The organism is Kitasatospora sp. NPDC059146, from assembly GCF_042786665.1.
Lineage (GTDB): Bacteria > Actinomycetota > Actinomycetes > Streptomycetales > Streptomycetaceae > Kitasatospora.
Genome location: NZ_JBHZCY010000038.1, coordinates 25,358 through 52,249, shown reverse-complemented (window position 1 = coordinate 52,249; position 26,892 = coordinate 25,358). Strand labels below are relative to the sequence as shown.

General features: G+C 72.1%; 30 protein-coding genes and 3 pseudogenes. 10 read left to right on the top strand and 23 right to left on the bottom strand.

Going from position 1 to position 26,892, the window contains the following annotated elements; translation table 11 throughout:
• Nucleotides 1–9: 9 nt before the first annotated feature.
• From ACFXPX_RS18605 to ACFXPX_RS18590, 4 genes are all read right to left on the bottom strand, one after another.
• The gene (locus ACFXPX_RS18605) at nucleotides 10–1,749 is read right to left on the bottom strand and encodes an ABC transporter permease (RefSeq protein WP_380642275.1); all 1,740 of its coding nucleotides are present in this window, start codon (nucleotides 1,747–1,749) and stop codon (nucleotides 10–12) included.
• 156 nt (nucleotides 1,750–1,905) lie between these two features.
• A complete protein-coding gene (locus ACFXPX_RS18600; protein ID WP_380642273.1) occupies nucleotides 1,906–2,910 on the bottom strand; it encodes a DUF1648 domain-containing protein in 1,005 nt (334 codons plus the stop codon).
• The gene (locus ACFXPX_RS18595) at nucleotides 2,907–3,254 is read right to left on the bottom strand and encodes a GntR family transcriptional regulator (protein WP_375884444.1); all 348 of its coding nucleotides are present in this window, start codon (nucleotides 3,252–3,254) and stop codon (nucleotides 2,907–2,909) included. The genes ACFXPX_RS18600 and ACFXPX_RS18595 overlap by 4 nt, the downstream gene beginning before the upstream one ends.
• Before the next feature lie 61 nt (nucleotides 3,255–3,315).
• Nucleotides 3,316–3,609, bottom strand: a complete 294-nt coding sequence (locus ACFXPX_RS18590) for a hypothetical protein (RefSeq protein WP_380642271.1) — start codon at nucleotides 3,607–3,609, stop codon at nucleotides 3,316–3,318.
• Nucleotides 3,610–3,845: 236 nt separating this feature from the next.
• Here ACFXPX_RS18590 and ACFXPX_RS18585 point away from each other — a divergent pair, with 236 nt between their 5' ends.
• From ACFXPX_RS18585 to ACFXPX_RS18575, 3 genes are all read left to right on the top strand, one after another.
• Complete coding sequence (locus ACFXPX_RS18585; protein WP_380642269.1) at nucleotides 3,846–4,403, top strand: universal stress protein; 558 nt, start codon at nucleotides 3,846–3,848, stop codon at nucleotides 4,401–4,403.
• Between the two features lie 9 nt (nucleotides 4,404–4,412).
• Complete coding sequence (locus tag ACFXPX_RS18580; RefSeq protein WP_375884452.1) at nucleotides 4,413–4,823, top strand: hypothetical protein; 411 nt, start codon at nucleotides 4,413–4,415, stop codon at nucleotides 4,821–4,823.
• 296 nt (nucleotides 4,824–5,119) lie between these two features.
• Nucleotides 5,120–5,716 (top strand): GNAT family N-acetyltransferase, encoded by a 597-nt coding sequence (locus ACFXPX_RS18575; RefSeq protein ID WP_380642289.1) that lies wholly within the window; start codon nucleotides 5,120–5,122, stop codon nucleotides 5,714–5,716.
• Between the two features lie 176 nt (nucleotides 5,717–5,892).
• Here the strand turns inward: ACFXPX_RS18575 and ACFXPX_RS18570 are convergent, their stop codons facing one another.
• Both ACFXPX_RS18570 and ACFXPX_RS18565 read right to left on the bottom strand, forming a co-directional pair.
• Nucleotides 5,893–7,626 carry an alkaline phosphatase family protein gene (locus ACFXPX_RS18570; protein ID WP_380642267.1) on the bottom strand — a complete coding sequence of 578 codons (1,734 nt, stop codon included), beginning with the start codon at nucleotides 7,624–7,626 and terminating at the stop codon, nucleotides 5,893–5,895.
• 60 nt (nucleotides 7,627–7,686) lie between these two features.
• Nucleotides 7,687–8,670 carry a S1C family serine protease gene (locus tag ACFXPX_RS18565; RefSeq protein ID WP_380642265.1) on the bottom strand — a complete coding sequence of 328 codons (984 nt, stop codon included), beginning with the start codon at nucleotides 8,668–8,670 and terminating at the stop codon, nucleotides 7,687–7,689.
• Nucleotides 8,671–8,934: 264 nt separating this feature from the next.
• Here ACFXPX_RS18565 and ACFXPX_RS18560 point away from each other — a divergent pair, with 264 nt between their 5' ends.
• Entirely contained in the window at nucleotides 8,935–9,501 is a 567-nt protein-coding gene (locus tag ACFXPX_RS18560; RefSeq protein WP_380642263.1) for a hypothetical protein, read from the top strand.
• A 54-nt stretch (nucleotides 9,502–9,555) separates the two neighbouring features.
• Entirely contained in the window at nucleotides 9,556–10,230 is a 675-nt protein-coding gene (locus ACFXPX_RS18555) for a GPP34 family phosphoprotein (protein ID WP_380593667.1), read from the top strand.
• Nucleotides 10,231–10,271: 41 nt separating this feature from the next.
• On the opposite strand, the pseudogene tgmC reads toward ACFXPX_RS18555, so the two are convergent.
• From tgmC to ACFXPX_RS18510, 9 genes and pseudogenes are all read right to left on the bottom strand, one after another.
• Nucleotides 10,272–11,446 (bottom strand): annotated as a pseudogene (gene tgmC / locus ACFXPX_RS18550) (ATP-grasp peptide maturase system methyltransferase).
• Nucleotides 11,443–11,910 (bottom strand): annotated as a pseudogene (locus ACFXPX_RS18545) (ATP-grasp ribosomal peptide maturase); the annotation flags it as partial. The pseudogenes ACFXPX_RS18545 and tgmC, both read right to left, overlap by 4 nt.
• Nucleotides 11,911–11,967: 57 nt before the next feature.
• Nucleotides 11,968–12,159, bottom strand: a complete 192-nt coding sequence (locus ACFXPX_RS18540; RefSeq protein ID WP_380642261.1) for a hypothetical protein — start codon at nucleotides 12,157–12,159, stop codon at nucleotides 11,968–11,970.
• Nucleotides 12,156–12,584, bottom strand: a complete 429-nt coding sequence (locus ACFXPX_RS18535) for a hypothetical protein (RefSeq protein ID WP_380642259.1) — start codon at nucleotides 12,582–12,584, stop codon at nucleotides 12,156–12,158. The genes ACFXPX_RS18540 and ACFXPX_RS18535 overlap by 4 nt, the downstream gene beginning before the upstream one ends.
• A gap of 96 nt (nucleotides 12,585–12,680) precedes the next feature.
• On the bottom strand, nucleotides 12,681–13,529 hold the full coding sequence (locus tag ACFXPX_RS18530) for a helix-turn-helix domain-containing protein (protein ID WP_380642257.1): 849 nt from the start codon (nucleotides 13,527–13,529) through the stop codon (nucleotides 12,681–12,683).
• Nucleotides 13,530–13,538: 9 nt separating this feature from the next.
• Nucleotides 13,539–14,051: a DUF6879 family protein gene (locus ACFXPX_RS18525; protein WP_375891699.1), complete on the bottom strand. Its 513-nt coding sequence runs from the start codon at nucleotides 14,049–14,051 to the stop codon at nucleotides 13,539–13,541.
• Nucleotide 14,052: 1 nt separating this feature from the next.
• Nucleotides 14,053–14,325, bottom strand: a complete 273-nt coding sequence (locus tag ACFXPX_RS18520; protein WP_380642255.1) for a hypothetical protein — start codon at nucleotides 14,323–14,325, stop codon at nucleotides 14,053–14,055.
• Between the two features lie 201 nt (nucleotides 14,326–14,526).
• Nucleotides 14,527–14,727: a DUF397 domain-containing protein gene (locus tag ACFXPX_RS18515; RefSeq protein WP_380522704.1), complete on the bottom strand. Its 201-nt coding sequence runs from the start codon at nucleotides 14,725–14,727 to the stop codon at nucleotides 14,527–14,529.
• A complete protein-coding gene (locus ACFXPX_RS18510) occupies nucleotides 14,709–15,554 on the bottom strand; it encodes a helix-turn-helix transcriptional regulator (RefSeq protein WP_380522703.1) in 846 nt (281 codons plus the stop codon). The genes ACFXPX_RS18515 and ACFXPX_RS18510 overlap by 19 nt, the downstream gene beginning before the upstream one ends.
• A 148-nt stretch (nucleotides 15,555–15,702) precedes the next feature.
• On the opposite strand from ACFXPX_RS18510, the gene ACFXPX_RS18505 reads away from it, so the two are divergent.
• Nucleotides 15,703–15,906 (top strand): hypothetical protein, encoded by a 204-nt coding sequence (locus tag ACFXPX_RS18505; RefSeq protein ID WP_375891691.1) that lies wholly within the window; start codon nucleotides 15,703–15,705, stop codon nucleotides 15,904–15,906.
• A gap of 6 nt (nucleotides 15,907–15,912) precedes the next feature.
• On the opposite strand, the gene ACFXPX_RS18500 is transcribed toward ACFXPX_RS18505, so the two are convergent.
• Nucleotides 15,913–16,329, bottom strand: a complete 417-nt coding sequence (locus ACFXPX_RS18500) for a DUF3592 domain-containing protein (RefSeq protein WP_380642253.1) — start codon at nucleotides 16,327–16,329, stop codon at nucleotides 15,913–15,915.
• Between the two features lie 284 nt (nucleotides 16,330–16,613).
• Here ACFXPX_RS18500 and ACFXPX_RS18495 point away from each other — a divergent pair, with 284 nt between their 5' ends.
• Both ACFXPX_RS18495 and ACFXPX_RS18490 read left to right on the top strand, forming a co-directional pair.
• Complete coding sequence (locus ACFXPX_RS18495; RefSeq protein ID WP_380522702.1) at nucleotides 16,614–16,850, top strand: hypothetical protein; 237 nt, start codon at nucleotides 16,614–16,616, stop codon at nucleotides 16,848–16,850.
• 66 nt (nucleotides 16,851–16,916) lie between these two features.
• Entirely contained in the window at nucleotides 16,917–18,101 is a 1,185-nt protein-coding gene (locus tag ACFXPX_RS18490) for an SPFH domain-containing protein (protein ID WP_380642251.1), read from the top strand.
• Here ACFXPX_RS18490 and ACFXPX_RS18485 read toward each other — a convergent pair.
• A pseudogene (locus tag ACFXPX_RS18485) lies at nucleotides 18,098–18,364 on the bottom strand (oxidoreductase C-terminal domain-containing protein); the annotation flags it as partial. The gene ACFXPX_RS18490 and the pseudogene ACFXPX_RS18485 overlap by 4 nt on opposite strands.
• A 739-nt stretch (nucleotides 18,365–19,103) precedes the next feature.
• Here ACFXPX_RS18485 and ACFXPX_RS18480 point away from each other — a divergent pair.
• Nucleotides 19,104–19,682, top strand: a complete 579-nt coding sequence (locus ACFXPX_RS18480) for a GIY-YIG nuclease family protein (protein WP_380642249.1) — start codon at nucleotides 19,104–19,106, stop codon at nucleotides 19,680–19,682.
• Between the two features lie 317 nt (nucleotides 19,683–19,999).
• On the opposite strand, the gene ACFXPX_RS18475 is transcribed toward ACFXPX_RS18480, so the two are convergent.
• The 3 genes from ACFXPX_RS18475 to ACFXPX_RS18465 form a co-directional block, all read right to left on the bottom strand.
• Complete coding sequence (locus ACFXPX_RS18475; RefSeq protein WP_380642247.1) at nucleotides 20,000–20,215, bottom strand: hypothetical protein; 216 nt, start codon at nucleotides 20,213–20,215, stop codon at nucleotides 20,000–20,002.
• Between the two features lie 251 nt (nucleotides 20,216–20,466).
• Nucleotides 20,467–21,831 (bottom strand): hypothetical protein, encoded by a 1,365-nt coding sequence (locus tag ACFXPX_RS18470; RefSeq protein WP_380642245.1) that lies wholly within the window; start codon nucleotides 21,829–21,831, stop codon nucleotides 20,467–20,469.
• The gene (locus ACFXPX_RS18465) at nucleotides 21,821–22,591 is read right to left on the bottom strand and encodes a hypothetical protein (protein WP_380642243.1); all 771 of its coding nucleotides are present in this window, start codon (nucleotides 22,589–22,591) and stop codon (nucleotides 21,821–21,823) included. Before ACFXPX_RS18465 ends, ACFXPX_RS18470 begins: the two co-directional genes overlap by 11 nt.
• A gap of 29 nt (nucleotides 22,592–22,620) precedes the next feature.
• Between ACFXPX_RS18465 and ACFXPX_RS18460 the strand changes: the two genes are divergently transcribed.
• Nucleotides 22,621–23,499, top strand: coding sequence for a glycosyltransferase family 2 protein (locus ACFXPX_RS18460; protein WP_380642241.1), 879 nt, complete (start codon nucleotides 22,621–22,623; stop codon nucleotides 23,497–23,499).
• A 23-nt stretch (nucleotides 23,500–23,522) separates the two neighbouring features.
• On the opposite strand, the gene ACFXPX_RS18455 is transcribed toward ACFXPX_RS18460, so the two are convergent.
• From ACFXPX_RS18455 to ACFXPX_RS18445, 3 genes are read right to left on the bottom strand one after another with little or no spacing between them, the layout of a single operon-like run.
• A complete protein-coding gene (locus ACFXPX_RS18455; RefSeq protein ID WP_380642239.1) occupies nucleotides 23,523–24,674 on the bottom strand; it encodes a DegT/DnrJ/EryC1/StrS family aminotransferase in 1,152 nt (383 codons plus the stop codon).
• 8 nt (nucleotides 24,675–24,682) lie between these two features.
• Nucleotides 24,683–25,738 (bottom strand): NAD-dependent epimerase/dehydratase family protein, encoded by a 1,056-nt coding sequence (locus tag ACFXPX_RS18450; RefSeq protein ID WP_380642237.1) that lies wholly within the window; start codon nucleotides 25,736–25,738, stop codon nucleotides 24,683–24,685.
• A gap of 18 nt (nucleotides 25,739–25,756) precedes the next feature.
• Nucleotides 25,757–26,830 (bottom strand): NAD-dependent epimerase/dehydratase family protein, encoded by a 1,074-nt coding sequence (locus ACFXPX_RS18445; protein WP_380642234.1) that lies wholly within the window; start codon nucleotides 26,828–26,830, stop codon nucleotides 25,757–25,759.
• Nucleotides 26,831–26,892 lie beyond the last annotated feature (62 nt).

The following is a 26,892-nucleotide window of genomic DNA, read 5'->3' as shown; positions in this document are numbered from 1 at the left end:
GGAGTCTCCTCAGAGGGCGTAGCGGGTCTCGGAGAGCCGGTAGAGCCGGCGCCACAGCAGCCGGTTGAGCGCGACGACGTAGCAGCTCATCACGCTCACCCCGACCAGGATCCTGGGGAGGTCGCCGGTGCCGGTGGCGTCGGCGATGTACGAGCCGAGCCCGGTGGCGGTCAGGTGGTGCGCGCCGTAGTCGACCACCTCGGCGACGATCGAGGCGTTCCAGGCGCCGCCGGCCGCGGTGATGCCGCCGGTGACGTAGTACGGGAAGACCGCCGGCAGGACGAAGGCCCGCCAGCGCAGCCCGCCCCGGACCTGGAAGCCGGTCATCGCCTCGCGCAGGTCGCTGGGGATCGCGGAGGCCCCGGCGATCACGTTGAACAGGATGTACCACTGGGCGCCGAGCGCCATCAGCAGCACCGAGCCGAGGTTCAGCGAGATGCCGAGGGCGACGAACGCGGCGGTGGCGAAGGGGAACAGGAAGTTCGCCGGGAAGCTGGCCAGCACCTGCACCACCGGCTGGGCGAAGCGGGTGACCTTCGGGTTCATGCCGATCCACACCCCGACCGGCACCCAGACGGCGGTGGCCGCCACGAGCAGCACCAGCACCCGTCCGAAGGTGGCCGCGCCGAGCGCGAAGGCGTGGCCGAACTCGCCCAGGCCGACGGTGGTGCGGACGTAGTCGAAGGCCTTCCAGGCGCCGAGGACCACCACGGCGGCCACCGCCCCGGCGAAGAACACGTCCCCGGTGCGCTCCCGGGAGGCGGGCCGGGCGAGCGGGTGCTCGGCGAGGCCGAACACCCGGGTGGCCCGGTCCAGCGCGAGCCCGACCGGCCGCAGCGGGCGGGCGGCCAGCTCCGGCAGGCTGGAGCGGCGCAGCAGGTCCAGGACGAGGCTGCGCGGCCGGTCGGCGGCCTCCGACTCCTCCACCCGGAAGCGTTCGGACCAGGCCGTCATCGGCCGCCAGAACAGCACGTTGACGCCGATCACCATCACGACCATCACGCCGATCGCGATGCCGACCTGGCCCAGGTCGCCGTTGCCGATGGCGGTGGCCGCGTAGGAGCCGATGCCGGGCAGCGCGTAGCGGTGGTTGAGCACGCTGATCGACTCGGAGGCGGCCAGGAAGAACCAGGCCCCGCCGAAGCTCATCATCCCGTTCCAGACCAGCGGGATCATGCCGCCGGGCACGTCCAGGCGCCAGAACCGCTGCCACTTGGTCAGCCGCATCACCCGGGCCGCCTCGTCCAGTTCGCCCGGCTGGCTGACCAGGGAGTAGTAGAACGCGAAGGTCATGTTCCAGGCCATCGAGGTGAAGATGGCGAAGACCGACGCGCATTCGAGGCCGAGGGTGGAGCCGGGGAAGAGGTTGATGAAGGCGGTGACGGTGATCGACAGGAAGCCGAGGATCGGCACCGACTGGAGGATGTCGAGGACCGGCAGCAGCACCTTCTCGGCCCGCCGCATCCGGGCCGCGGCGGTCGCGTAGACGAAGGTGAACAGCACCGAGGCGATCAGGGCGACGAACATCCGCAGCAGCGAGCGCACCGCGTAGAAGGGCAGCCGGGAAGGGTCGGTGGAGACGGTGGCGGGGGCCTGGTCGGGCAGGAACGGGGCGTCGAGCGAGGGGGCGAGCCGCAGCAGCCCGTACAGCCCGGCCACCAGGGCGGCGGCGACCAGGACGTCCACCCAGCGCAGTCCGGGGCGGCGCCACACCCCGCGGGAGGGGAAACCGCCGTCGCCGCCGGTCACCCCTACCACCGTCCGTCCGCTCGTCCGCCCTGCCGGGGCCGACCGCGCCGGTCCGACCGCGCACCAGCCTCGCGGCAGACGGACCGGCCCGCCACCGGAGCGCTGCTCAGGGGTGGCGGGCCGGGCGCGGGGCTCAGCGGGCCGCGTCGGGCGGGGTCAGCCGGTCGGGGCGCCGGCCCGTTCGACGAGTGCGTTGAGCAGGGCCGCGCCGCGCTCGGCGTCGTCGACGCTGATCACGAAGTCCGTCCCGCGCCTGGTGCGGACCACCAGGCACTCGCCGGAGCGCAGGAAGACGCTGGTGCCCCCGCGGAAGACCCGGAAGCCCCAGCCGCCGGCCTGACGGGCGTTGAGCCGGCCGACCCGGGCGGAGGCGATGTCCTCGGGGGCGAGGTGCCGGGCGGGCAGGCCGAACGGGCCGAAGCCGACGTGCAGGCCGTCGTCGCCCACCCGGACCCGGACCGAGGAGCAGAGCAGCAGGGCGAGGGCGCCGAGGCCGAAGAGGACCACCGACGCCCAGTCCACGGACTCGGTGCGCCCGGCCGCGGCGAGCAGCAGGCCCGCCGCCGTGAGCAGGCCCATCAGGGCGGCGACCACCTGCATCCAGTGGTTGGAGGCCCGGGACAGCCACACCAGCCGCTCACCGGCCCGGAGTTCCAGCACCGGCCCGCCGGGCCGGGCGGGCCCGTCGGCGGCCGGCCGGGTCGCCAGCCAGGCCAGCACGCCCGCCAGGCCCGCCGCGAGAGCGATCAGGAGCACCTCGACGCCCATCGGCGCGGCGTCCTGCCAGCGGGCCCGGTCCAGGTTGGCGCGCACGACGGAGGCCTGCGCCCCGCTCAGTAGCACCCCGGTGGCGGCCAGCACCGGAGCGGCGGCGCCGCGGGCGGGGCCGGGCCGGAAGCGCAGCGCGGTGGCCAGACCGGCCGCGACCAGCAGCCAGACGACGGCCGGGAACAGCGCCGCGGCCGTCAGCGGCATCGAGCCGTCCGGCCGGCTGCCGCTCCAGTGCGTGGCCACCTGCTCCGGCAGCCGGTCCCGGGCGGTCAGCGGCAGTGCCACCAGCAGAGCCGTCACGCCGAGGATCCAGACCCCGGCCCCCCACAGCGCCGTCCGGCGCACCGGCCGGTCCGGGGCGGGTTCCCCGGCGGCTGCTTCGTCCTTCACGACATCCCCCTGATCAGATCCACGAGATCGTTCCTGCTGTAGCCGGCCTCGGCCGCGTCCGCGACCAACTGCCGTACCCGCTCGACCAGTTCGCTACGGGTGTCGGCATCGGTGGCGACCGTGATGCCCCGGCCCCGGCGGAACTCCAGCACCCCCTCGTCGCGCAGGGCGCGCAGCCCGCGCAGCACGGTGTTGGTGTTCACGCCGAGGGCCCGGGACAGCTCCCGGGCGGGCGGCAGCTTGTCGCCCGGGGCGCACTCGCCCTCCGCGACGGCCCGTCTGATCGCGCCCGCCACCTGCTCGTGCAGGGGGCGGGCGTCGCCAAGGTCCAGCTTCAGCAACATGGTGCTAGTGACGATAGCACCATTCGGTCATGGTGCCACCGACCGCGCGGGGGCGGACGGTTCAGGGGACGTAGAGGCTCTGCGCGCCGGTGACCCGGGTGTCGTCGCCGGCCGCGACGGTGTCGAGGACCTCCCCGCCGCAGTCCGCGCCGGAGTGGATCTCCACCGCCCGGTCGGTGAGGTTGTCGATGATGCTGCCGCCCTCGTCCAGGGCGTAGCAGCCGGAGGGATCGGTCTGGGTGGTGCCGTTGATGGCCAGGTCCCCGGTGGCGGCGGCGGCCGGAACGGCGGTCAGGGCCAGGGCGGCGGCGGTCATCAGCGGGACGCCGAGAGCGGCGCGAAGAGTGATGGTCATGCCGGATGCATAACCGTTCGAGCGGCGCGCCTCGCCGGGAAGGACCGGGTTGCCCCCGGAGGGCGCACCGGACGGTGGGGAGCGCCGATCCGTGTGGCGGGGAGCGCCGATCCGTGTATGGAGTGCGTACGGGACGCCGTCCGGGGCGTCAGGGAGGCGTCAATGGGCGCCGGGCGGGTGGCCGGGAGGCGATTGGGTGGGGAGCGACGGAGGACCGAACCACACGAGGACGGATCATGCACGGCGACGGACGGCACCAGGACGGCACGGCACCCAGGGTGGTGGTCGGGGTCAGCGGGTCACTGGGCAGTCTGGCCGCGCTCCACCGCGGCCTGGCCGAGGCCCGCTACCGCGGTGCGGTGCTGTGGCCGGTGCTCGCCTGGGAGCCGCCGGGCGGCGAACACGGCTACCGCCGCTCGCCCTGCCCGCAGCTGCTCGCCGCCGTACGGGAGGCCGCCGAGCGGCGCCTGGACGAAGCCCTGGAGGCGGCCTTCGGCGCGGACGGCCCCGACGTGCCGATGCAGCCCGTGGTGATCCGCGGCGAGAGCGGCCCCGCCCTGGCGCACGTCGCCGACCTGCCGGACGACCTGCTGGTGCTCGGCCGCAGCGGCGGCCCGCTGCGCCGCCGGCTGCGGCGGTCGGTGTCCGCGTACTGCGCCCGCCGGGCCGGCTGCCCCGTCCTCGTCGTCCCGGTGCCCGAGCTGCTGCACGACCTGGAGGCGCTCCACCGCCGCACCCGCTGGCACCTGCCGGTCGCCCCGGCGCCCGAACCGCTCGCGGCGAAGGGCCGGTGACGGGTGCGGATGTACTCGGCGCGCCCCGGCGGCAGCCGCTACCGGCCGGTGCTGGACCGGCTCCCGCCCGGCACCTCCGGCACCACCGCCCTGCTCGGCGGCGGGCTGCTCGCGCTCGCCCTCGGCCGGGCCGGCGCCCTGCACTCCGGAACGCCCGCGCTCGCCGCCTACCTGGCGCTGTGCGTCCTGGTCGGACACTTCTCCCGCCCGTGGGCCGCGCCGCTGGTCGGCCTGGCCGCCTGGCTGTGCTGCAACGCCTTCGCCGAGCACCGGCACGGCGAGCTCGGCTGGTCCGGCACCTGGCCCGAGACCTGGCACTACGCGGCGTTCACCGCCGCGGCCCTGCTGCTCCCGCTGCCCGCGGCGCTGCCCCGCCGCAGGGTCCGGGTGGCACTGCTGCGCCCGGACCGTACGGTCTGAGGCGCCCCGTGGACGGCCCACCCCCTCCCCGGGGCCGGGCTGCCGCCGAACCCCCGGGCCCCGGCCGGTACTCCGGAGCCCGCGGCGACCGGTGGAGGACAGGTGAAGGACGGGGCGCCCCGGTGCCCCGCGGTGGAGTGGCCGACGTTCGGACCGCGGGCCCGCCGCCCGCAGCGGCCACTCCACCGCCGCTCCCGCGCACCGCTCCCGTTCCGTCATGTGCTGCGCGCCGTGGCCGAGTTGGTGCCCCCACCCTGGTGGCCGAGGGCAAGGACGCGGAGGATGTCCGTATGCGGATGACGAACGCGGACCGGCCGAGGAGCGTGACGGGCGAGGACGTCGGGGCGACGGCCCGGCTGCTGGCCCGGGCCTTCGGCGACGACCCGATGATGCGCTGGTTCTTCCCCGAGGAGGCCACCCGCCCGGCCGCACTGGCCGGCTACTTCACCACGCTGCTCACCCGGCAGTACCTGCCGTACGGGGTGTGCGAGCGCACCGGGCAGGCGGCCGCGTTCTGGGTCGCGCCGGAGGCGCAGGAGAAGGCCGTGCCGGACGAGGGGACGATCCGCGCGCTGGCCGCCCTGCTCGGCGACCGGGCCGACTGGTTCCGGGACTGCGTCGAGGCGGCCGCCGCGAACGCGCCCCAGGAGGCCCACTGGTACCTGGCGGTGCTCGGCACGGACCCCGCCGCCCAGGGCCGGGGCCGGGGCGCCGAACTGCTCCGCGCCGGTCTGGCCCGGGCGGACGCGGCAGGGCTGCCGGTCCACCTGGAGTCCTCGAAGCGGGAGAACCTCGCCGTCTACCGGCACTTCGGCTTCGAGGTGCTGGAGGAGGTCCGGCTGCCGGCCGACGGCCCGCCCCTGTGGACGATGCGCCGCGCGCCGCAGGCCTAGGGTCCGTCTTCAAACTCCCGTCGTTCGCCCGGAGGGCGGGCGGGGCGGCGTTGGGGTGCGTGCATCGCAAGGCGGAGGAGGGAGCCCAATGCAGCGCATTGGCGACCGACGACAACGCGGCGAGGCGCGTGCCCCGGCGTCGGCCCGCAGACGGGAGTTTGAAGACGGACCCTAGGTCAGCCCTGCGGTGGCCGGGCGATGCGCAGCCCGGCCCGACCGAGTTGTGCGGTGATGTCCGAGAGGTACTGCTCGGCGTCGGCCACCGTGGCGATCCCGGCGGCCCGCTGGCGGATCCGGTCGTGTTCCTGCGGGTGCAGGCGCGCCTCCTGGATCGCGGCCGTCTCGACGAATCCGCGCAGCGTCGCCGTGACGGGCCGGCCGGGGTCGGCCGGCCCGGCGGCCTCCGCCTTCCAGGAGACGCCCGACTCGGCCGGGTCGGGCAGGGTGCGGGGCGCCTCGCGCGGGGCGTCGGCGGAGAGCAGGTGGAGGAAGTCGTTCGCCCGGGCGTCGCGGTCGGTGAGCGGGGCCAGTCCGAACAGTCGCTCGACGGTGGCGAGCAGCGAGCCGTGGTCGTACTGGGTGTGGTCGATCAGGTTGCAGTTCCGCCCGTCCGTGCCGCCGTCCGTGCCACTGCCCGTGCCGCCGTCCGTGCTGCTGTCCGTGCCGGCGGGCGCGGCGGCCGGGATCCACGGGGAGACGACGACGGTGGGCACCCGGACGCCGAGCCGGTCGAAGCGGAAGCCGTGGGCGCTGTGTTCCGGGTCGGTGCGGTCGCCCGGCGGGACGGCCGCGGGCGGCGGCACGTGGTCGTAGAAGCCGCCGTGCTCGTCGTAGGTGATGACGAGCAGGCTGGACTCCCAGAGCGGCGAGCGCCGCAGCCCCTCGTAGACGGACTTGATCAGCGCCTCGCCGTCGGTCACGTCGTCGAGCGGGTGCTGGCTGTTGCCGCAGCGGAAGTCGCCGCCGTGGGTGAGGACGTGGCCGTAGTTCGGCTCGATGAAGGTGTAGGCGGCCGGGTACCCGGGGTCCTGGAGGTGCTTCGCCAGGTCGTCGAGGAGGTGGTAGTGCTCCACCGTCGTCGGCAGGTCCATCCCGGCGAGCGCGCTGACCTGGGGGAGCGCGTCCCCGGCGTAGACGCGCCACGGGAGGCCCTTGCCGTCCAGGGCCTCGTAGAGCGTCCCGTGTTCGAAGGTGTAGCCGCTCAGCTTCGACCGGACGGTGTCGACCGGGTCGGGGCTGTGGTCGAGGCCGGCGGAGCTCGCCGCGTGCAGGAAGAAGCGGTTGGGCCAGGTCGGCCCGGGCAGGGCGGAGAACCAGCGGTCGCAGACGGCGAACTCGCGGGCCAGGGTGCTGAGGACGGGGAGCTGGTCGGCGGTGAAGCAGGCCAGGACGGCGCCGGGGTCGGCGAGGGCCTCGGCGTCCTGCTTCACCGTCGCCTCGTTGACGTAGTTGTCGACGAAGCCGCCCAGGGTGATCGGCGGGTAGGTGCCGTCGTAGGCGCACCGGTCGTCGTGCGGGCGGCCGGTGATGGCGGTCGAGGCGAGCTGGAGCATGACGTCGCAGAACTCGTGCGGCGGGTCGACGGGCAGGGCGAAGGGCGCGCCGATCCGGACGGGGTGGTCCTTGCCCGCGTGGCGGTTGCCCGCGCGGGTGTCGGGGCCGTCGACGGTGGTCGGCGCGCCGGTCACCGCGTCCGTACCGACGCCGTGGCGGAGGCTGCCGTCGGCCACCGTGCCGGTCGACACCCCCAGCATGTGGTCGAACGAGCGGTTCTCCAGGACCAGGACGAAGACGTGCCGGATCCGCCCCTGGGGTGCCGGCGCCCGGCCGGCCCGCAGCCCGGCGAGCCAGGCGTGCCACTCCTCCCGCTCGTGGGTGATCGCCTGCCGGATGCGTTCGATGGGATCCATTCGCCCACCCCAGCACCGGTGGTGACGGACCGTCAAAGACCCACACCGGTCGGTGGTCGGTCAGTCGTCGGCGTGGAGTTCCGTCGGGGTGGCGATGACGTCGACGAGAGCCCCGCCGCGCAGGACGGTGAGCGGGAGCGGGCGGCCGATCGCGTCCGCGAGCATCAGCCGCTGGAGGGCCTGGGCGCTGTCCATGGGTTCGGCGGCGGCGGTGAGCAGCAGGTCGCCCTCGCGCAGGCCGGAGCGGGCGGCCGGGGAGCCGGGGACCACCTCGACGATCCGCAGGCCGGTGCGCTGGCCGGTGCGCGCGCGCAGGGCGGGCGGCAGAGGGGCCGGGACCCCGGCCAGGCCCAGGTGGGCGCGGCGGATCCGGCCGTCGGCGAGCAGGGCGGCGATGATCCGCCGGCTGGTGGCGTTGATCGGCACGGCCAGGCCCAGCCCGTTCCCGGCCACCGCGGTGGTGATGCCGACCACCTCGCCGTCGGCCGTGGCGAGCGCGCCGCCGGAGTTGCCGGGGTTGAGCGCGGCGTCGGTCTGGATCACGTCGTCGATGATCCGTACGGCGCTACCCGCCCGGGCGGGAAGGGAGCGGCCGAGCGCGCTGACCACGCCCGCGGTGACCGTGCCGGCCAGACCGAGCGGGTTGCCGACGGCGACGACCAACTGCCCGACCCACAGCCCGGTGGCCTCGCCGAGGACCGCCGGCGAGGGGGTCGGGCCGTCGGCGCGCAGCACCGCGAGGTCGGACAGCGGGTCGGCGCCGATGGTGTGGAAGGGCGCGGTGGTGCCGTCGGCGAAGGCCAGCGTGCCGGCGTCGGCGTGGCCGACGACGTGGGCGTTGGTGAGCAGGAAGCCGTCCTCGGTGAAGACCACGGCCGAGCCGAGCGCGGTGCTGAACCAGCCGTCCCGGCCGCGCCGGGGGACGTGCAGGGCGGCGACCCGCGGCGTCATGGCGGCGGCCACGGACGTGACGATCCGGGAGTAGGCGTCCAACGGCGATTCCGCCCCGGGCGCGCGCTCCGGGCCGGGGATGGTGTCGGTCAAGGGAGCTCACCCCTTCCGGAGGTCCGGGTCCACCCGGTAGCAACAACGCGGCGCCCCCGGGCCTTCCGTCCGCCGGTATACCGGGCAGGGTATGACGATCGTAGGAATGACTTTCGCCCGGGCGGGGAAGATCGCTTTCGGTGCGGCGGTGCACTGCTCCGTGCCGGGTCGATCCTGACGCCTTCTTGACGTGCGGAAAATGGCAAAGAGCAAGCAAAGTAGGCGTATCGTTCAGGCAAAGCCGCATCCGTGGGAGGGGTTTCGATGGAGACGACCGAGCTGGAGACGACCGAGCTGGAGTCGAAACGGCAGACGCAGGGCGGGACCGGCACCGACGGGCCGGACGGCGGGACCGGCGTCGCCGGGCCGGACGACGCTTCCGCCGCCCTGCTGCGCCCCACCCGGGAGGCGCTGCTCGCCCGCCAAGCCCACCGGGCCCCGCGCTGGAAGCGACTGCTGCCGCCGGGATCCGCCGGGCGCTCGGCCTGGATCCGGCTGGAGGCGGACGCCCAGGCCGAGCGCCTCGGCCGCCGCACGCCCGGCACCGAGCACGTCCTGCTGGCCCTCCTCGCGCTCCACGAAGTGGCCGGGAAGGAGCCGGAGTTGGCGCCCGAGGCGAACGCCGGTGAGCTGCTCGCCGGGCTCGGCCTCGACTACGCCCGGGCCCACGCCGCCCTCGACGCCGGACAGGTGACGCTCCCCGCCGACCCGCGCTCGGTCGAGGCCTACCTGTCCGGCGGCGCGGCGGACGGCGGCGCCGAGCCGCTGCTGAGGGTGCTGCTGGCGGAGGACACCCGGGCCCGGCGCCTGGTCGAGGCCCTGCGATCATGAGAGCCGCTCCGCGCCGCTGAGGGCCGACGGGCGATGACAGAGGAAGGACCCCCGATGCACGTCACCCTCGCCGAGGAACTGGTGCTGCTCTCGCTGGACGACCGGACCGGCGCCCCGAAGGAGGGCGTGAACACCGCCTGGGCCGCCGCGGGCGGCCTGCTGGCCGAACTGGTGCTGGCCGGGCGGGTCGACGTGGCCGACGGCCGACTCGCCGTGGTCGACCGCACTCCGACCGGTGACCCGCTGCTGGACGGCCGACTGGAGCGCCTCGACGAGTGGGTCGGCACCAAGCGACCGGGCAAGGCCAAGGCCGCGGACTGGCTCACCAAGGACCGCTCCACCGTGCTCCGGGACACCGAACTGCGCCTCTGCGAGCGCGGCCTGGTCACCGAGGAGCGGCACCGCGTCCTCGGCATCTTCCCCGTCCGGCACTACCCGGAGGCCGACGGCAGCGTCGAGCGCGCCCTGCGCGAGCGCCTGACCGCCGTCGTCCTGGACGGCGCCGAACCGGAGCTGCGCACCGCCGCCCTGATCGCCCTGCTGCACTCGGCCAAGCTGCACCGGCTGGCCTTCCCCGATCTGCCGCGCAAGCAGGTCGAGCCGCGCTTCGCCGAGATCGCCGCGGGCGACTGGGCGGGCGACTCCGTCCGCGAGGCGATCAAGAACATGCAGCTCATGATGGCCGCCGTGATCGCTGCGACCACCGCCGCCACCGCCGCGACGGCCTGAGAACACCGGGCCCGCGGGGCCCGCCGGGCCCGCGCCCAGGCTCAAGCGGGGCGGTCGAGGCGGTGCTCCCACCGGAGGGCGCCGTCGTCGCCGATCCAGTAACGGTGTGCCCTGCTGGTGATGTGGATCCGTACGGCGGTGATGTCCGGACCACCGGCGCCCCGCCAGGCGAGAAGAGCCCGCTCGACGACGTCCCACAGGGCGACGGGACCACCCTGGCGGACCGTCCACGCCCCGCCTTCGCGGACGAACTCCGCGAAGGACTCGTGCCCCGGGTCGAAGAGGTAGCGGAGCTGCGTGCCATCGTCCGCCGTGGCCCGGACGAACTGAGCGCCGGGCGAGGCGAGTTGGGCGAGGAACGCCGGCATCCACTCGCTCAGGACGGTCGGTGGAACGCGCACAGGCCGCTCGCTCTCGGGAAAGGCGGTGCGGGCGGAGAGGTCACCGGCGATCGGCACGGCGGCCTGCGATCGCGCCTGCATGAACGAGGAACGGTCGATGATTTGACCCTCGGCGGTACCGTCGCCGTTGACCACGACCTTGGCCAGGCCGGTCCCGTACCCCCAGGAGCCGACCGTCGCCAGGACGATCCCGCCCGGCCTGGTCTGGCGAATCCAGGTGTACGGGATGCGGTCGACGGCGCAGGTGGCGATCACGCGGTCATAGGGAGCGCGGCGAGGATGCCCGAGGAGCCCGTCCCCGACGACGGTCCAGGTCGAGAAGCCGACCGTTTCCAGCGCCGCATCGGCGCGGGCCGCGACGTCCGGATCCACCTCGACCGTTGTGACGTTGTCCTCGCCCAGGCGGTGGCACATCAGCGCGGAGGAGTATCCCGTGCCGGTGCCGATCTCCAGCACCTGGTGCCCGGCCGTGACGTCCAGGTGCTCGATCATGCCGACCACGGTGGCGGGCATGGTGGACGAGGACGTGGGCGAGCCCGTCACGAGGCCGAGGACCTGGTCAGCGGTCAGGTGCCCGTCGAGCTGGGTGTCAACGACTCGTCGCTGTAGGCGATCTCCGCCCAGGCGGTCGGCGCGGTACGCGCTGCGGTGGCGGGCCGCCACCGGCCGCCGTCCTCCGGGAGGAAGACCCCGGGAGTGAGGAACTCCTCGCGCGGGATCGCCTCGACGGCGGCGCGCCACTCCGGAGTCCGCAGGACGCCGGCCTCCTCAAGCCGGTCGGCGAGGGCGCGCCGGTAGGTTGCGGTGTCGGTCATGCCGTCTTCCCTCGTGTCAGCAAATCAGCGAATGCGGCGGACATCTCCAGGCCGGTCTCCTGCTCCAGCCAGCCCCATTGGCCGTTCGGATTCAGCTCCAGCCACCAGTGGTCGCCGGCTCGGTCGACAGCGAGGTCGAACGACCCGGAGACGAGACCGAGTTGGTCCAGGATGTCGTGAAGTGCCTTGTCCAGGCGGCCGGGCAGGTCCACCACCGTGTACGAGAGGGCGGAGTAGTCCCTGCGCCAGTCCAGGAGGTCACAGTCGATCCGGACGGCGAACGTGCGCCGACCGACGACCAACACGCGAATGTCGGAGGCCTTGTCGATGCGGGCCTGGAAGAGGTGCGGCGTCACCCGCACGCTCTCGTCAAGCTCGGCTGCGGAAGCTGGCTCCGCCCATCCGGTGTGCTGCATGCCGTCGCGATCGTACGGAGTCCACCGCAGCGTCTTGAAGATCACCTGATGGTCACGAGGCCTCCTTGCAGTGCGATGGTGGGATGTTCACCGGGATGGGAAACATCAGGCGGCTTCCCCCTCGACGTCGTTCTTCTGGGTCCAGATCCGCGCCGAGTCGTACGAGTAGAAGTGCAGCGGCTCGGGACGGGGCGGGAGGGCTTGCACCAGGCGGTTGGTCCTGTGGTCGTGGACGGCCCAGACGGGGAAGCTGGTGCCGGCCGGGGAGTCGGCGGGGACGATGGTGTACCGGCTCACTTCCGGGCCGCCACCTGGATGAACCCGCCGGCCTTTTCAACCGCCCGGGCGAACTCGTCGTACTCGCCGCCGATGGGGGTGATCGTCGCCTGGCTCGGGACGAGGATCGCGCCGGCCTTCCGGTCCTTGAGGTTCTGCAACGCGGCCTTGAGCAAGGGCCGCTCGTCGGGGCCCTTGTCGTTCGCGTGCTCGTCCACGATGGTGAGCGTGATGCCCCAGCCGAAGGTGTCCGCGTACCTCTCGCAGTCGCGCATCTCCCGCTCGGGGAACGCCATTCCCGGCTTGGCCAGGTAGACCACGGCGTGGAACTTCGGCGGCCTGGTCGTCGGCGCCGACACCGGCTCGGCCACGAGCGGGCCGTCGTCGTCCTCGGCGAGACACCTCTGAACACGCTTCGGGATGTCGCGCTTCGCTGTGGCACTCATCGTCGGTTCCCTCTCCTTCGCGCATGGGGGCGTGGGATGGACCGTACGAGGAGCGGCCAGCGACGCCCAACGAAGTTGCACGCAGTTGCACAGCAGTCACCCGAGAGAGTCAAGCGCCCCTGAGATCAGGGCGCGAGCGGCAGCGCCATGCACGGCATCCGTGGACAGTTCCCCGAACCGGCTGACGTACATGCCCACTTCCGAAGGCTGCGTGATCTGGAGGTACCCGGAGACAAGCTCGACGTTTACCTGCGCCGAGTCGTAGATCGAGAACGCTTCGACCTGCATCGAGTGGCGCAACAATCCCCTCGGAACGATCCCCAGGCTCACGTTCGCCAAGGACGCGACGATGTTCAGGTGGGCGAGTTGGCCGGCCGCTACCTCCGGCCCGCCAAGACCGTGGTGCAGGCACGCCTCTTCGATGATGAAGGCGAACGTCCTCCCGTGGTCTCTCAGGATCGCCTGCCGTTCCATGCGGACCTGGACTGCCTCTTCCACATCGTTCACGGCAACACGACGACGTTGGGTGGCTTGTGGTACCGAACGGGTGTAGTCCCGGGTCTGGAGTAGACCGTGAAGGATGCCGGGTGTGTATGCCCGGAACCGGGTCGTTCGCTCGTACAGGGGCAGAACCATCTCCTGGGCGCGCTTGAGCCCGCTGCGCTCCATCCGCCGCCACTCGGTGAACATGGTTTCGACGGTGCGAAGACTGGCCGCCAGGTCTTCGGCCTGGCCGTCAGCGTTGCAGGCATGGCACCAGTCCCGGATGTCCTTCTCGGAGGGCGCAGTGATGGCGTTCTCGATGCGGGAGCACTTTGACTTGCTCCACCCGCAGAGGAGAGCGAGCGCAGGCCCGGTCAGGTGTGCATCCTGACGGATCTCGCGTAGCCGATCTGCTAGCGCCTTCCGGGCCTGCTGAACGCTCGATGAGCGAGAAGTACGCATCTCTTCTGGTTACTTGAGCACGTACTCTTCGTGCGGAGTCGCCCTTTGCCACACGGTCTCGAAGGCATTCTTCACGAGCCGAACGACGTCAGGCTTGGTCGTCCACTCCCGGTCCACCACATCTCCGTCGCCGGAGAAGAAGGTGAACATGATCTTGGAGTCGTCGAACATCCACAGGTCGGTTCCGGGCAGAGCGATGTCTGCCGCCAACCGGCGCGGAAGCCAGCGGACCTGCTCACCGATGGCCAGGTTCAGGAATGTCACGTGGTGCTCGTAGCGGATGTACTCCGTGACCGGCTCGGAGACGATCCGGGCCCGACGCATGATGACGCCACGGTTGATCACCTCCCCGGCGAAGGCGGTCCAGTTCTGGAACCACTCCGGGCGGTCGTCCGGGCCGTAGCGAAGACCCTCCCGATAGCGCCGGAACTGTGGGTCGTTCGGCGTGTAGCTGTCACGCATCTCCAGGTGCACGGCGGAGAACTTGGCCTCGGCCATGGCCGAGGCGATCGGGTTGGCCACGCTATTCCTTCTCGTCCTCTTGAGTCGCCAGCCGTGCGGCGAGGTCCACGACGTACTTGATCATTTCTTCCGGGAGGCGGATCACGGTCTCGTGCTCAGGCACGTCAGTCGAGTGCCCGGGAATCGAACCGACCTCGTTGCAGCGCCTCAAGTCCTCGTCGCTGGCCTTGTACGACTGGATGAGGAGGTCGCCGTTCTCCGGGTCGCGCCAGATCGTCGGCGAGTCGACCTCTGGCGTGTTGGAGATGATCCCGATGAACTGTAGGGGTTCCACGAAGCTCCCTATGAACTCGGCAATCGCGCGTGGCTACGGGCGATCATCGTGTCGTGTGCATGTGGTGGCTGTCAGCCGTTTCGGCCGACCCGGTGAGCCCGTCGCTGATGCTGCTCTCGCTGGACGGGGAGCCCGGCGAGGTCAGCGGACAGTGACTCCGGGCCGCCCCGCCGCGCGGTGGGGCGGCCCGGCTGAACTGCGTCAGAAGTCGCCCGCCTTGATCCCGGAAACGAACGCCGCCCAGGCGTCGGCGGAGAAGCGAAGCGAGGGCCCGTTCGGATCCTTCGAGTCACGGACGGGGACGCCGTGGAAGCCGTCGGCGACCTCGATGCACTGTCCTCCATCGCCGTTGCTGTGGGTGCTCTTGCGCCAGGTGGCGGCGCTCAGGTCGGGGTCGCGCATCGTGCGAAGTCCTCCATCACTGTCTGGATCACAACCGCTGACTCGTCCGGCGGCAAGGCCGAAGCCTTGAGCAGATCGTAGGACAGGCGGAACCCTCTGACGGCCTCCGCGTCCTCCTCAAGTTGTCCCGTGTGACTGCCTTCCATGTAGGCACTCTCGGCTCCGCCGGGAAGCGTGAGTATCGTCAGCGATCCACCCATTGCCGGATGCGCCCCGGACGTGAATGGCAGCACTTGAACCACGACGTTGGGCTGTTGTGCGGCTGTCAGGAGACGGCGCAGCTGTTCCGTCATGACAGCCGGACCACCCACGGGGCGTCGCAGGACGGCTTCGTCGAGGATCAGCCAGAGGTGGGGTGGAGTGGGCCGGCCAAGGATCTTCTGGCGTTCCAGTCGGGCGGCCAGTTGCTCCTCGACGCGTTCATTCGTGTCCCACGGTCTGCCTGCGCGCAGTACGGCGCGGGCGTAGTCCTCGGTTTGCACGAGTCCCAGGACGATCTGCGCGCAATAGACCTGGATCAGGCTGGCCTGTGCTTCGAGGTCCATGTATCGGCGGTACCGGTCGGGAAACTGTTCCCGTCGAATGATCTCCCAGAGGCCTTCGAACAGTTCGCCCGTACCGAATGCGGCATCGAGTTTGCTGGACAGAGGAGGGAGCGGGAGGCGCTCCGCATTTTCGACGCCGTGAAGATGCGTCTTGCTGTAGTTGACGATCTCGGAGAGCCGGTCCAGGGACATCCCCGCGTTCGCCCGATGGCGTTTCAGCTCCTGCCCGTACAAGTGGCGTGCCGAACTCAGCGGATCGAGTTCTCGTGTTCGAGCTGCCATCTGACGTACTCCCGTTGTTCCCAAACAACATACGGAACATGACGCACAGTCAAGGATAGCGATCCTTGCGCAACCATGGAGGTGAGAGGTCTCGGCGACCGCGTGAACGGTCCCGGGGCGTGGCCAACCTGGGCGAAAGCAGGCTGACATGGACGACTTCATCGAATCCCGCCTCGGTGGGCGGATCTACCGGGTGTGGATCTTTCTCCGCTACCAGCCGGGCGACTGGTGGTTCGTCCACATCAGCCAGCGGCCGGTTTCGCGTCGGCTGCGCGCGAGGCGACGCGCGCTCCGGGCGGAGCGGGCGCGGCAGGCCAGACGGGGAGCTGTCATCCGGTCGTGGGCGCGGTGACCGAGCTCAGAGCACAGCGGCACCGAGGGTGATCGAGGCCAGCACCATCAGCAGGCCCAGCGCGACAAAGCCGTACTCCAGCCGTACCCGCTCCCGCCCGTCCACCAGGACCTGCCGGGGGTCTGCTGGGTCGTAGCGCACCGGAATGTAGCCGCCGTCGGGCAGGGGGTGGCGGGCGGTGGACGGGACGGGGGAAAACACCTCGACCACCCGGCCGTCCGCGGTCTCGAACTGGAGCAGCGGCCGCGGCGGCAGCGCCCGGTCCTCCGGCGTCGCGACGCGGGACCGTACCAGGGCCGGGACCGGCACCCCGACCCGGCGCAGCCGACGCAGTTCGCGCAGCCCGACCACTCCGGCGAGGTAGGCGACCACGCCGCCCAGCGCCCCGAGAACCACCACGGCGAACCCGGCCGTCCCGCCCACCGCACGCCTCCCAGCCCAAATACCAGCCCGAATGCCAGCCCCGAGACTCCCCGAACTCCCAGTATCGCCGAGGGCGGGCGGTCCTGACCCCCAGGAATGGTTCAGTCCACTGCGGGCCTGCGGCCGGAGTACCGTGGAAGGCGTCGAGGCATCACTGCCGTCGGCGGATGCCGCAGGTGTTCCCGGTGCGTGACACGGTCGGCGGCCCGGGCTTCTCAGGGTGCTCGGCCGCCGGGCGGCTGTGCACGGCCCGGGTGCGGCGGACCTGATGACCGGAGGCGCCGGTGGCGCATGCGCGTACGTTCCCGGCCGATGACGCCCGGCAGAGCCCGGTCGGGGCCGTCGGCAAGGTGACGGTGCCCATTCCGCTGGACGGTCCGGGCGAAGTGCTGGTGGCCCTGAGGGGCGGTTCGGAGGTGTTCGCGGCCTGGTGCTCGGAGCCGGTCGGCCGGGACGTCCGGGTGGTCGTGGTGGACGCGCTCTCGGCCCGCTCGGTGATCGTCGAGCTCCTGCCGTCCTAGGACGGCCCTTGAGGCGCGCGTCGCAATCCCGCAGGTCAGGTGGCCCAACAGGTCAGGTGGTCGATCATGTTCTTCTGGTACGTTCCCGCGCCCAACGAGGCGATGCTCATCTCCGGTTCCAAGCACCAGGCGCAGGACACCCAGTTCCGCATCGTCACCGGCCACGGCAGCCTGGTCCTGCCGGTCAAGCAGAAGGTCCGGATGCTCTCCCTGGCCCTCCGGGAGGCGGAGATCGCCGAGGACTGCGTCACCCAGCAGGGGATCCGGCTCACCGTGCGTGCGGTCTGCGTGTTCAAGGTCGGCGACGACGCCGTGTCGATCGCCAACGCCGCCCGCCGCTTCCTCTCCGAACAGGACCAGATGGAGGAGCTCGTCGGCCGGATCTTCGCCGGCCACCTGCGGTCGATCATCGGCGGGCTGACCGTGGAGCAGATCATCCGGGAGCGCAGCAGGGTCGCCCAGGAGGTGATGGCGGGCAGCCACGGCGAGATGGAGAAGCTGGGCATCGTGGTCGACGCGCTGCAGATCCAGGAGATCGAGGACTCGACCGGCTACATCGACAACCTGGCCGCGCCGCACGTGGCGGCGGTCGCCAGCCAGGCCCGGATCGCCCAGGCCAAGGCCGACCAGGAGGCCACCGAACGGGAGCAGCAGGCGGCCGCCCTCAAGGCCGAGTACGAGCGCGACACCGCGATCAAGCGGGCCGGCTTCCTCGCCGAGACGGAGCAGTCCAGGGCCCGCGCCGCCCAGGCGGGCCCGCTCGCCGAGGCCCGGGCCTCCCAGGACGTCATCGAGGAGCAGACCGCCCTCGCCCAGCGTCGGGCCGGGCTGGCGGCGCAGCAGTTGGAGGCGGAGGTGCGGCGCCCGGCGGACGCGGAGGCGTACCGGCAGCGGACGCTGGCCGAAGCCGCCCGTGACCGGGTGAAGTTCGAGGCGGACGGCAACGCCTACAGTGAGCGGGCGCTCGCCCAGGCCCAGGCGGACGCCAACACGGCCCGGGCGGACTCCCTGCGCGGCGGCAACCAGGAACTCATCGCCGCCAACCGGATCGTGGAGAACCTTCCGGCCCTCGCGGACGCGGCCGCCCGGGGCATGTCCGGAGCCGAACTCACCGTCCTCAACGGCAGCGACGGCGTCAACCAGATGGCGGCCGGCATCGTCAGCCAGGGCCTCGCGATCCTGCACTCCCTGCAACACTCGACGGCCGTGGCCGGCGACGGCAAGCCCGTACCCCGTCGCCCCGCGGCCTAGACGTCGGTGAGGGGGACGGTCGGGTCTGCCAGGCGGCCGGCGTCCACTTCGCGCCTGGAGACGATCAGTTCGCGGACCGGGTCCACCACGTCCCAGACGTTGACGTTCATCCCGGCGAGCACCCGGCCCCCGGAGAGCCAGAAGGCGATGAACTCCCGCCCGGCGACGTCGCCCCGGAAGACCACCCGGTCGTAGCCGCCGGGCTCGGCGTAGCCGACGTACTCCAGGCCCAGGTCGTACTGGTCGGGCCAGGACCCGGGAACACCCGCGCGAGGGGAAGACGGACTCGTCGCTGGTCAGTGTCGACTCCACGACCGTGCGCGCCCACCACGACACCGCTGGGATGCTCGTAGGCGAAGACGTCATGGCGGCCCTGGAGGAGGCCGCGACAAGGATTCGGCCCGGCAAAAGGGGGCCAGTCGGAGGAACAGAACTGACAGGACGAGCGCGGACGCATCCGACGGCTGCGCAGGATCCGCCTGAAAGAGCCCCGTTCAGTCGGCTGACTGACCAGCAACGGTCTATCTCGGCACCGACCGCCGGTGCGGTCGTCTCGGGGCCGCGCTGAAGGGGGTGGCGGCGGGGCGTAGTCGTTGCTCGGGGCGCCGGCCGCAGCGCGGCGCTGCGCTCCGAGGTCCTGATCAAGGGTTGTGCCGCGCGGCGCAGCGCCGCCCATGGGCGGAAGCGCTCAGCGTGCGTTCTCCGGGGTGACTGATGGGCCGTCCTGGTGCACGGGGTGGTTGCCGTGGAGGGACTTGCCGTAGGCATCTCGACAAGCCTGCGCCTACTGGCTGGCGAGGGGTGAAGCTCTCCGTAGATGGCGAGGTGTCGAGTGGTGGTGTCGCTGTTCATGGTGTCCTTTCGGGTCGGTCCTGACGGCCGGTCGGGGCTGGCGGCCGCGTGTCGCGTGGAAATGGCTCGGGCTGCTCGCCGTCGGCGAGCAGCCCGATTTGAATGTGGGGTCAGTCCTACCAGGGTGGCTAGTTGTGCAATGCTTCCGAAATGGCGCCCTTATCCGAGTCCCAGTACGCCGCCCGGCTCGCGCAGTGCGGACTCGATCCCGAAGAGTTGTTGGGCCTCCTTGAGGAGGACCAGGTCCGCACGGTACTGCTGGACGGGCTTCGTACCGAAGGAACGAACCGCGAGTCCGGAGAAGTAGCCAATCTGGTGCACTTCGTGGAGTGGCTGGCGTTGCGGCGACTCGGGCCGGCTGCCGAACGGCCCCAGATTCCGGGAACGGACCAGCTCTACGTTCTGTCGTTCGCCAGGGCGACCAGTTCGTACGTGAAGGTCGGACGTACCACCCGCTTCGGTGCGGGTCGGCTACGTGAGCTTCGGGCCGAAGCGGAGCGCGGCGGGTACGTGCTGCTCGAGGCCTGGGCCTCCGAGCTGGTCGCCGACGCGCACCCCTGGGAGCACGTGGTGCTCGGAGAGCTTCGGCGCCGACATCCGGGTGAGAGCAGAGGCGAGTACTTCTACGGCCTCGACTTCGACGATGCACGCAGCGTCGTGGACCAGCAGCGGTGCTTGCTCGCGCCCCGCTCGGTCGGTCTCACGGACTCTTCACGGCGGCCGGCTTGAGAAGGAAGGGCGGGGCGAGGCGGCGCATCGTGTCGTGCCTGTCGGGTCCGTCGAGGCGAGGACGCTGTTGATCGCGACGGCGGTGGACACCGGGGTCAGTGCCTGTTGACCAGCCAGCGCTGGGGGATGGCTCGGCCACGTCCTTGATCAGGTACATCCGGCAGACGCAGAAGAGCCCCACCAGGAGCGATCACCCGGTCCTCGCCCGACAACGTCGCCCAGAAGCGGTGTGCCGTGACCCTCAGAGAGGCTTGCCGTTCGGCCTCCGCCAGCTGCTCCTCGTCCAGCCCGCGCAGCGCGGCCCCAAGGTCACCGCCTCACACCGGCGGAGATGAGAGGACTGCCTGCCGCTCGGCCCCCGCAGTCTCCAGTTGCTGCGCCTGACGCAGGTCGGTCAGGTATTCGAAGGCCTTCTGCTTGCCAACGTCGAGAAGCGTACGTGTGAGCGAGTCCTTGCCCATCCGCGCCTCGCCACGATCCCGGTCCGGGAGAATCAAGACCACGGCCCGAAGGGCGCGGGCGGTGTCGCGCACGGCGCCCGAAGTCACCACCCCGGCGGGCGCGAGGCCGGCAGCGAGGCCAGGTGAGCGGGCGGTAGCGCCGGCGCTTCCAATATCAGCCGCGCGGAGCTGTCGACGCCGTTGCCCGGACCGATGAGAACCTCTCCGACTCCGGGGAGGCGGCGAGATGATCGCCAAGCCTTCACCGACAGGACCGCAGGCGCCAGGCTGTACTCGTTTTCCCCACGCAAAGTTGCCCCGCAGGACGATCAGGGCTGGCCGGCTCACGCCTGAGCTGATGACCGGTTGTTCCACCGCTCCTCCTCCGTCCTGTCCCGCAGGTGCGCGACGAGCCAGGGCACCAACCGCGGGGCCGCCACAGCCGCCACCTGTTCGGTCGGGTGAAGGAGGCCGAAGGAGCACTGCTCGGCTGTCCAGACGGTCACCCGGGTCAGCGGCGCGGCCGGGTTCACGCCGAGCTCTCCCTTCGGGCCGCAGGTGCTGTTGAACGGCGCGGTGACGTTCTGGCGGTTCCAGTACGTCCACGCTTCCGCGGCCTTCTCCTGCTCGAAGAGGTGGTAGAGCTGCGGGTACCGGTCCAGGAGGCGGACCTCGCGGAACAGGAGCTGGCCGAGCAGCGGGGTAGCGGACGTCCGCAGCTCGTCAGTGGTCGCCGCGGTGAAGGTGAACGTGGAGGCGTCGGCGGCTGGTGTGAGGGCGGTGGTCGTGAAGCGGTGGGAAAGGCGGTCGCGAACGAAGCCGGCGGCCGTCTCGGAGAGCCCGGGCTCGATGGTGTCGACGAGCTGGAGCAGTCGATGGTGGCCGGGGTAGAAGCGGCCCAGGTCGAAGAGGGTGCCCATGCCATCGACTGCGGTGAGGGCGAGCTGTTTGTAGAGGTGGTTGTTCATCTCGCCCAGCTCGGCGTAGGACTTCGTCGCGGTGCTGGTGGAGTGGAGCATCAGGTACTCGGCGACGGTCTCGAAGTAGAGGTACCCGAGGTAGGGCATCACCGGCACGGTGGCGGCCACCTGGTCGAGGAAGTGCACGGCTTTCGGGCGCGTGCGGCCGGCGGCGAGGCCGAGCATCAGGTCGAGCAGCGGCGCGGCGGCGCGCACCCGGTCGGCCACCGACCGGGCCACCTTCTCGTCCTCGGCGGGCGTCAGGGCATGGCGGTGGCGGTCGAAGGCGCGCCGGTGCACGGCGCCCAGGCGCAGGTAGTCCAGACCCGCCGCCTCGGCCGGACGGTCGGGGGTGATCTCGATGACCAGGGGCGTGCTGCCGCGCCTGCTGTCCAGCTCGGGTCGGGTCTCGAGGAGGTGGGCGCCGAGGTTGTGCGGGCGCAGCGCGCCGCCGGGCAGCGGGGTGAGGGGGGAGCCGTAGATCGCGCCGACGAGGCAGCCGGTGGAGGCGAGCAGGTGGCCGCTGGTGCGGACGGCGTCCAGCGAACGGGTCAGGTGCAGCAGGCGCAGGGGGCGGCCCGAGGCGAGGGCAGTGAGCATGGCGTTGCCGTCGGGCCGTAGCAGGTGCCCGTTGGGGGTGTGCTGGAGGTATTGGCGCCAGTGGTCCGGGGTGGCGGCGAGGCCGGCGGGCAGGTGCGTGCCGGTCGGGGAGTCGAGGCCAGTGTGGGCGAGGTCCCAGTCAGATGGCACAGGGCGTCTCCTCTTCGGTCGACAGGCCGCGAAGCGCCAGGTGGACGGCGTGGGTATCGGTGGCACCGTCAAGGCGGCCCTGTTCGGTGAGCACCACCAGCTCGTGGGCGAGGACGGGTGCCCAGGCGGGGACCTGGAGGCGCAACTGGTGGAGGGCGGGCCACCAGCGGGTGGCGGGGAGGCGGTAGCGGTCGAGGGCGTCGGCGGCCTTGAGCAGGTCGACGGCCAGCCGGTGGCGCCGGTAGGCGGCCTGCTGCCCGGGGGTGAACGCGTGATGGGGGACGTCGTGGAGTGCGACCGCGGTGATCGCCTCCGGACTGGGGGCGTGGCCGAACGCCGTGTGGAGGTTGGCGGGGTGCTGGGTGAGCCAGGCGGCGGCGCGCCGGCCGTGGCCGGGGTCGGTCCGGTCGTTGAGGCGGCGGCAGTCGTGACAGGCCGCTGCCGCGGCGAGCGCGAGCGCCCGGCCGGGTGCGAGGCGGTGGCCGACGGCGACCAACTGGACGAGGACGGCGACCCGGGCGCCGTGCAGGACGCCGTGGATGGAAGTGGCGGTCTCCGTGCGGGCGAACCAGGCCCGATCGGGCACCACGACCGTCGCGGGGTGTGGCAGTCTGGGCCGCGCACCCGGACCGCCCGGCCGCTGGCCGGCGATCCACGCCAGCGTCGGCCGGTCCATCACCTGGTGGTCGGGCAAGCGGCCCGCGGCCGCCAGCTCGTGCAGCGGCCGACGGGCGTCGGAGGTGGGTGCCGGAGAGTTCATCGAGTCCTCGAAGGGTCAGGTCGGTTCACATGGGCGTCACGCTGGGCGTGGTGGTGCTGACGATGGGCAACAGGCCCGCCGAGCTGGCGGCGCTGCTGGAGTCGGTGCAGGCCCAGGACGGCGCCGACACCGGGGTGCGCACGGTGGTCCTCGGGCAGGGTGTCAAGCTGCCGGAGCTGCCCCAGTGGGTGGACGCGGTGGAGCTGCCGGAGAACCTGGGCATCCCCGGGGGCCGCAACGCCGGCGTGGAGCGGCTGCGCGAGCTCGGCGGCACGGATGTGCTGGTGGTGCTGGACGACGACGGACTGCTGCCGCGCACGGACACCTTCCGGCTGATCCGGGAGGCCTTCGACCAGGACCCGAAGCTGGGCATCGTCTCCTTCCGAATCGCGGACGAGACCGGGTTCACCCAGCGCCGCCACGTCCCCCGCCTCGGCGCCTCGGACCCGATGCAGTCCGGCCCGGTCACGACCTTCCTCGGCGGCGGCCACGCCATCCGCATGACCGTGATCGACCAGGTCGGCCTGTTCCCCGCACCGTTCTTCTACGCCCACGAGGAGACCGACTTCGCCTGGCGCGCCCTGGACGCCGGCTGGGGCATCGACTACCGCGCCGACATGGTGCTCCAGCACCCCCGCACCGACCCGGCCCGCCACGCCGCCTACTACCGCATGACCGCCCGCAACCGCGTCTGGCTCGCCAAGCGCCACCTGCCCGCCCTGCTCGTGCCTATCTACCTCGCCTCCTGGATCGGCTACACCCTGCTGCGCCGCCCGCCGATGGAGGGCTTGAAGGCGTGGTGGGGCGGCTTCTTCGAGGGCGTGCGGGTGGCATGCCCGCCGCGTCGGCCGATGCGGTGGAGCACGGTGCGACGGATGGCCCAGCTGGGGCGGCCGCCGATCTTCTGACGGGCGCCCCAGCCAGGGTCGGGTCAGGCCCAGATGGCGTGCATTGCGTCGATGACCCGTTGCACGTCGGCGGCGGTCATGGCTGGGTAGCACGGCAGGGACAGCTGCCGGGCAGCGACCTGTTCGGTGATCGGCAGGTGGCACTCCAGCTGCCGGTACGCCGCGAGCCGGTGTACCGGCGTGAAGTGGACGCTGGTGCCGATCCCGTGCACATCCCTCAGCGCCTCGGCCACCGTGTCCCGCGACCGGCCGGAGGCCGGTTCGACGAGCACCGGGTACAGGAACCAGCCGTGCCGGACCCCGTCGAGGACGGCCGGCAGACGGAGCCCCGGAAGGCCTGCCAGGGACCGGTCGTAGGAGGCGGCGATCCGGGCCCGGGCGGCGGTAAGGTCCTCCAACTTCTCCCACTGCCGAATGCCGACCGCCGCCGTGATATCCGGCATCACGCTCTTGAGGCCGGGGACGGTGACCTCGTAGTCGGCAGTTCGCCGCTCGCCGTGCCGCCGCCAGGCGGAGGAGTCGATGCCGTGCCGGCCCAGCAGCCGCGCTTTCTGGACGAGGTCGTCGCGCCCGGCGAGCATGCCGCCTTCGCCGGTGGTGATGACCTTGTTGGCGTAGAAGGAGAAGACGGCCAGGTCTCCGACGGAGCCGGCCCGCGCGCCGTCGCGCCAGGCGTGCAGCGCGTGGGCGGCGTCCTCGATCAGCAGGAGCCCGTGGTCGTCGGACAGCTTGCGGAACGCGGCCATGTCGCAGGGCTGGCCGGCGTAGTGCATGACGGCGATCGCCTTCGTCCGCGGGGTGATCGCCGCCTCGGCCGCCGCAGGGTCGAGATTGAAGGTCACCGGGTCGACGTCGGCGAACACCGGGCGCGCGCCGCACTGGACGACGGTGTTTGGCACCGCGCAGAACGTCAGACTCGGCGTGATCACCTGGTCCCCGGGCCCGATCCCGGCCGCGAGCAGCGCCAGGTGCACGGCCGTGGTGCAGGACGAGACCGCGAACGCGTCTTGAACGCCGAGCGCGTCCCGCACGGCTTCCTCGAACCGGGCTGCCTTCGGTCCGTGGGTCAGCCAGCCCGAGCGCAGGGTGTCGAGAACCTCCGTCTCCTCTTCCGGTCCGATCGAGGGCCGGTTCCACGGCAGAAACGGCGCGGTGGTGGCTGGCGTGGCTGACACGTCGACGGTCATGACGCCGCCCACGCGCTGGTGTACTCGGCGCCGTACCGGCGGCAGTCGGCGCTCTCCAAACGGCCGACCTTCCCGGAGGTGACGGCGCCGAGCAGGCCCCGGTGGTTGTCGTACTGCGCCTGCCCGGGGTCGGTGACCGCGCCGGTCAGCACCAGGTCGGCGATCTCCCGCACCCCGTCCTTGAGCGTCGTGGCGCACGCGCCGGGCAGCGCCCGCTCGATCCGGGCGAAGCTCACCCGGTAGTCGCGGGCGTCGGCTTCGTTCCGCTCAGGTCCCCGGTCGATCACCGCGCTGGGCACGACCTCGGCCACCGTGGCGGCGATGTCGCCGATAGTGTGGTTCTCCGGGTCGCTGCCCACGTTCCAGGCACCGGTCAGCCGCTGCTCCAGTACCCCGGCCAGGACCCGCGCCACGTCGCCGACGTGTACGAGCGGCCGGCGCTGGGAGCCACCGTTGAGGGGGATGCGGCCGCTGGAGGCCGCGTGGGACGCCATCTTGTTGACCACCGAGTCCAGGCGCTGGCGGGGCGAGGCGCCGTGCACCGTGGCCAGGCGAAGGCACGTCAGCGCGCTCGGCGAGCCGAGGACGTCCGGGAGCCGCCGCTCCGCCAGCACCTTGGTGCGGGCGTAGATGCCCAGCGGGTTGGGCTCGGTGTCCTCGTCCACGGTGCCCTCGTGCAGCCCGTAGACGCTGCACGAGGAGAAGAAGACGTAGTGCCCGACCCCGGCCGCGGTGGCGGCCTCGGCGGCGATCATCGGGGAGCCGTAGTTGAGCTCGACCGCCAGCTGCTCGTCCAGCTGGCTGGCCGGCTCGCCGACGATCCCGCCCAAGTGCACCACGGCGTCCGCGTCCGCGCTCACGCGGGCCAGCAGGGCGGCGTCGCGCAGGTCCCCGTGCACGAAGCGGGCGGTACGGGGAAGCACCGCGGCGGGGTCGTCCTCGCGGTGGTAGATCAGCCCGTCCACCACGGTGACGTCGTGGCCGAGGGCAGCCAGGTGGTGGGAGGCGGCGGTGCCCAGGTAGCCGGCTCCGCCGAGCAGTACGACATGCATCAGGGGTGATCCCTTCGTTCAGGCGGCCAGCGCGGCCGAGGTCGTGGCGGGGGTAAGAGCGGGAGGAGTGGTGAACCAGTCCGGGATCGCTCCGGGGGTGACCTTCAGCCAGGCGACGTAGCGGCTGATGCCGTCGGCCAGGGTGATGCCGGGCTGCCAGCCGAGGAGGTCGGTGGCCAGGCGGGTGTCGGCGCAGCCGCCGCGCGGGTCGCCCGCGGGCATGGGCGTCGTGATGAACTCCGCGCCCGAGTAGTGGCCGGCGATCAGCTCGCCGATCTGCCGGACCGTCGTGGCCACGCCGGTGCCCACGTTGACCGTCCGCCCGGTCATCCGGTCGGTGACCAGGGCGAGGACGGTGGCGCGGGCGATGTCCTCGACGTGCACCATGTCCCGCACCTGACGGCCGCCGCCGTTGAGCCGGATCGGCCGCCCGGTGTGGGCGGACATGGCCATCCACGGCACCATCCACGAGTGCGACTCGGGCTTGGGCACCTGCGGCTCGCCGTAGACGGAGAAGTACCGCACGATCGCGTGCTCCGTCCCGGTGCCGGAGAGCAGTAGCCGCACCTGGTGCTCCGCCCAGACCTTGGTGTTGGCGTAGACGGAGATCGGGTCGAGCGGCTGGTCCTCGGCGAACCGGGACGGGCCGTCCCCGACCGGGAGGCCGTTGCCGTACACGGAGGCGGAGGAGACGAAGACCAGCCGCTTCACCGCGGCCCCGGCGACGGCGTCCAGCAGGACCTGCGTGCCGTGCACGTTGGAGGCGAACGCGATGTCGGGGCGGCGCGTGCAGGCCGCGACGTCCGCGTACGCCGCCGCGTGGACCACGAAGTCCGCCCGTCGGGCCAGCCAGTTCACGGTGGCCCGCTCCCGCACGTCGCCGAGGACGACCTCGGCCGCATGCCGGTCCACCTCGAAACGGTCACGCACCGGGTGCGGGTAGGCGTCGAAGCGGTCGAGCACGAGCGGCCTGGCCCCGGCGGCGGCGAGCTGCGCAACGATGCGGCTGCCGACCAGGCCGCCGCCACCGGTGACCAGCACCGTGGCGCCGTCCAGCTGCCGCAACCGCGGATCGGAGGACACGTCAGCCATGAGGAATGAACCTCCTGAGGGGGTGTGGTTGGGTTCCGCCAGTGAAACGCCGGACCACCCGG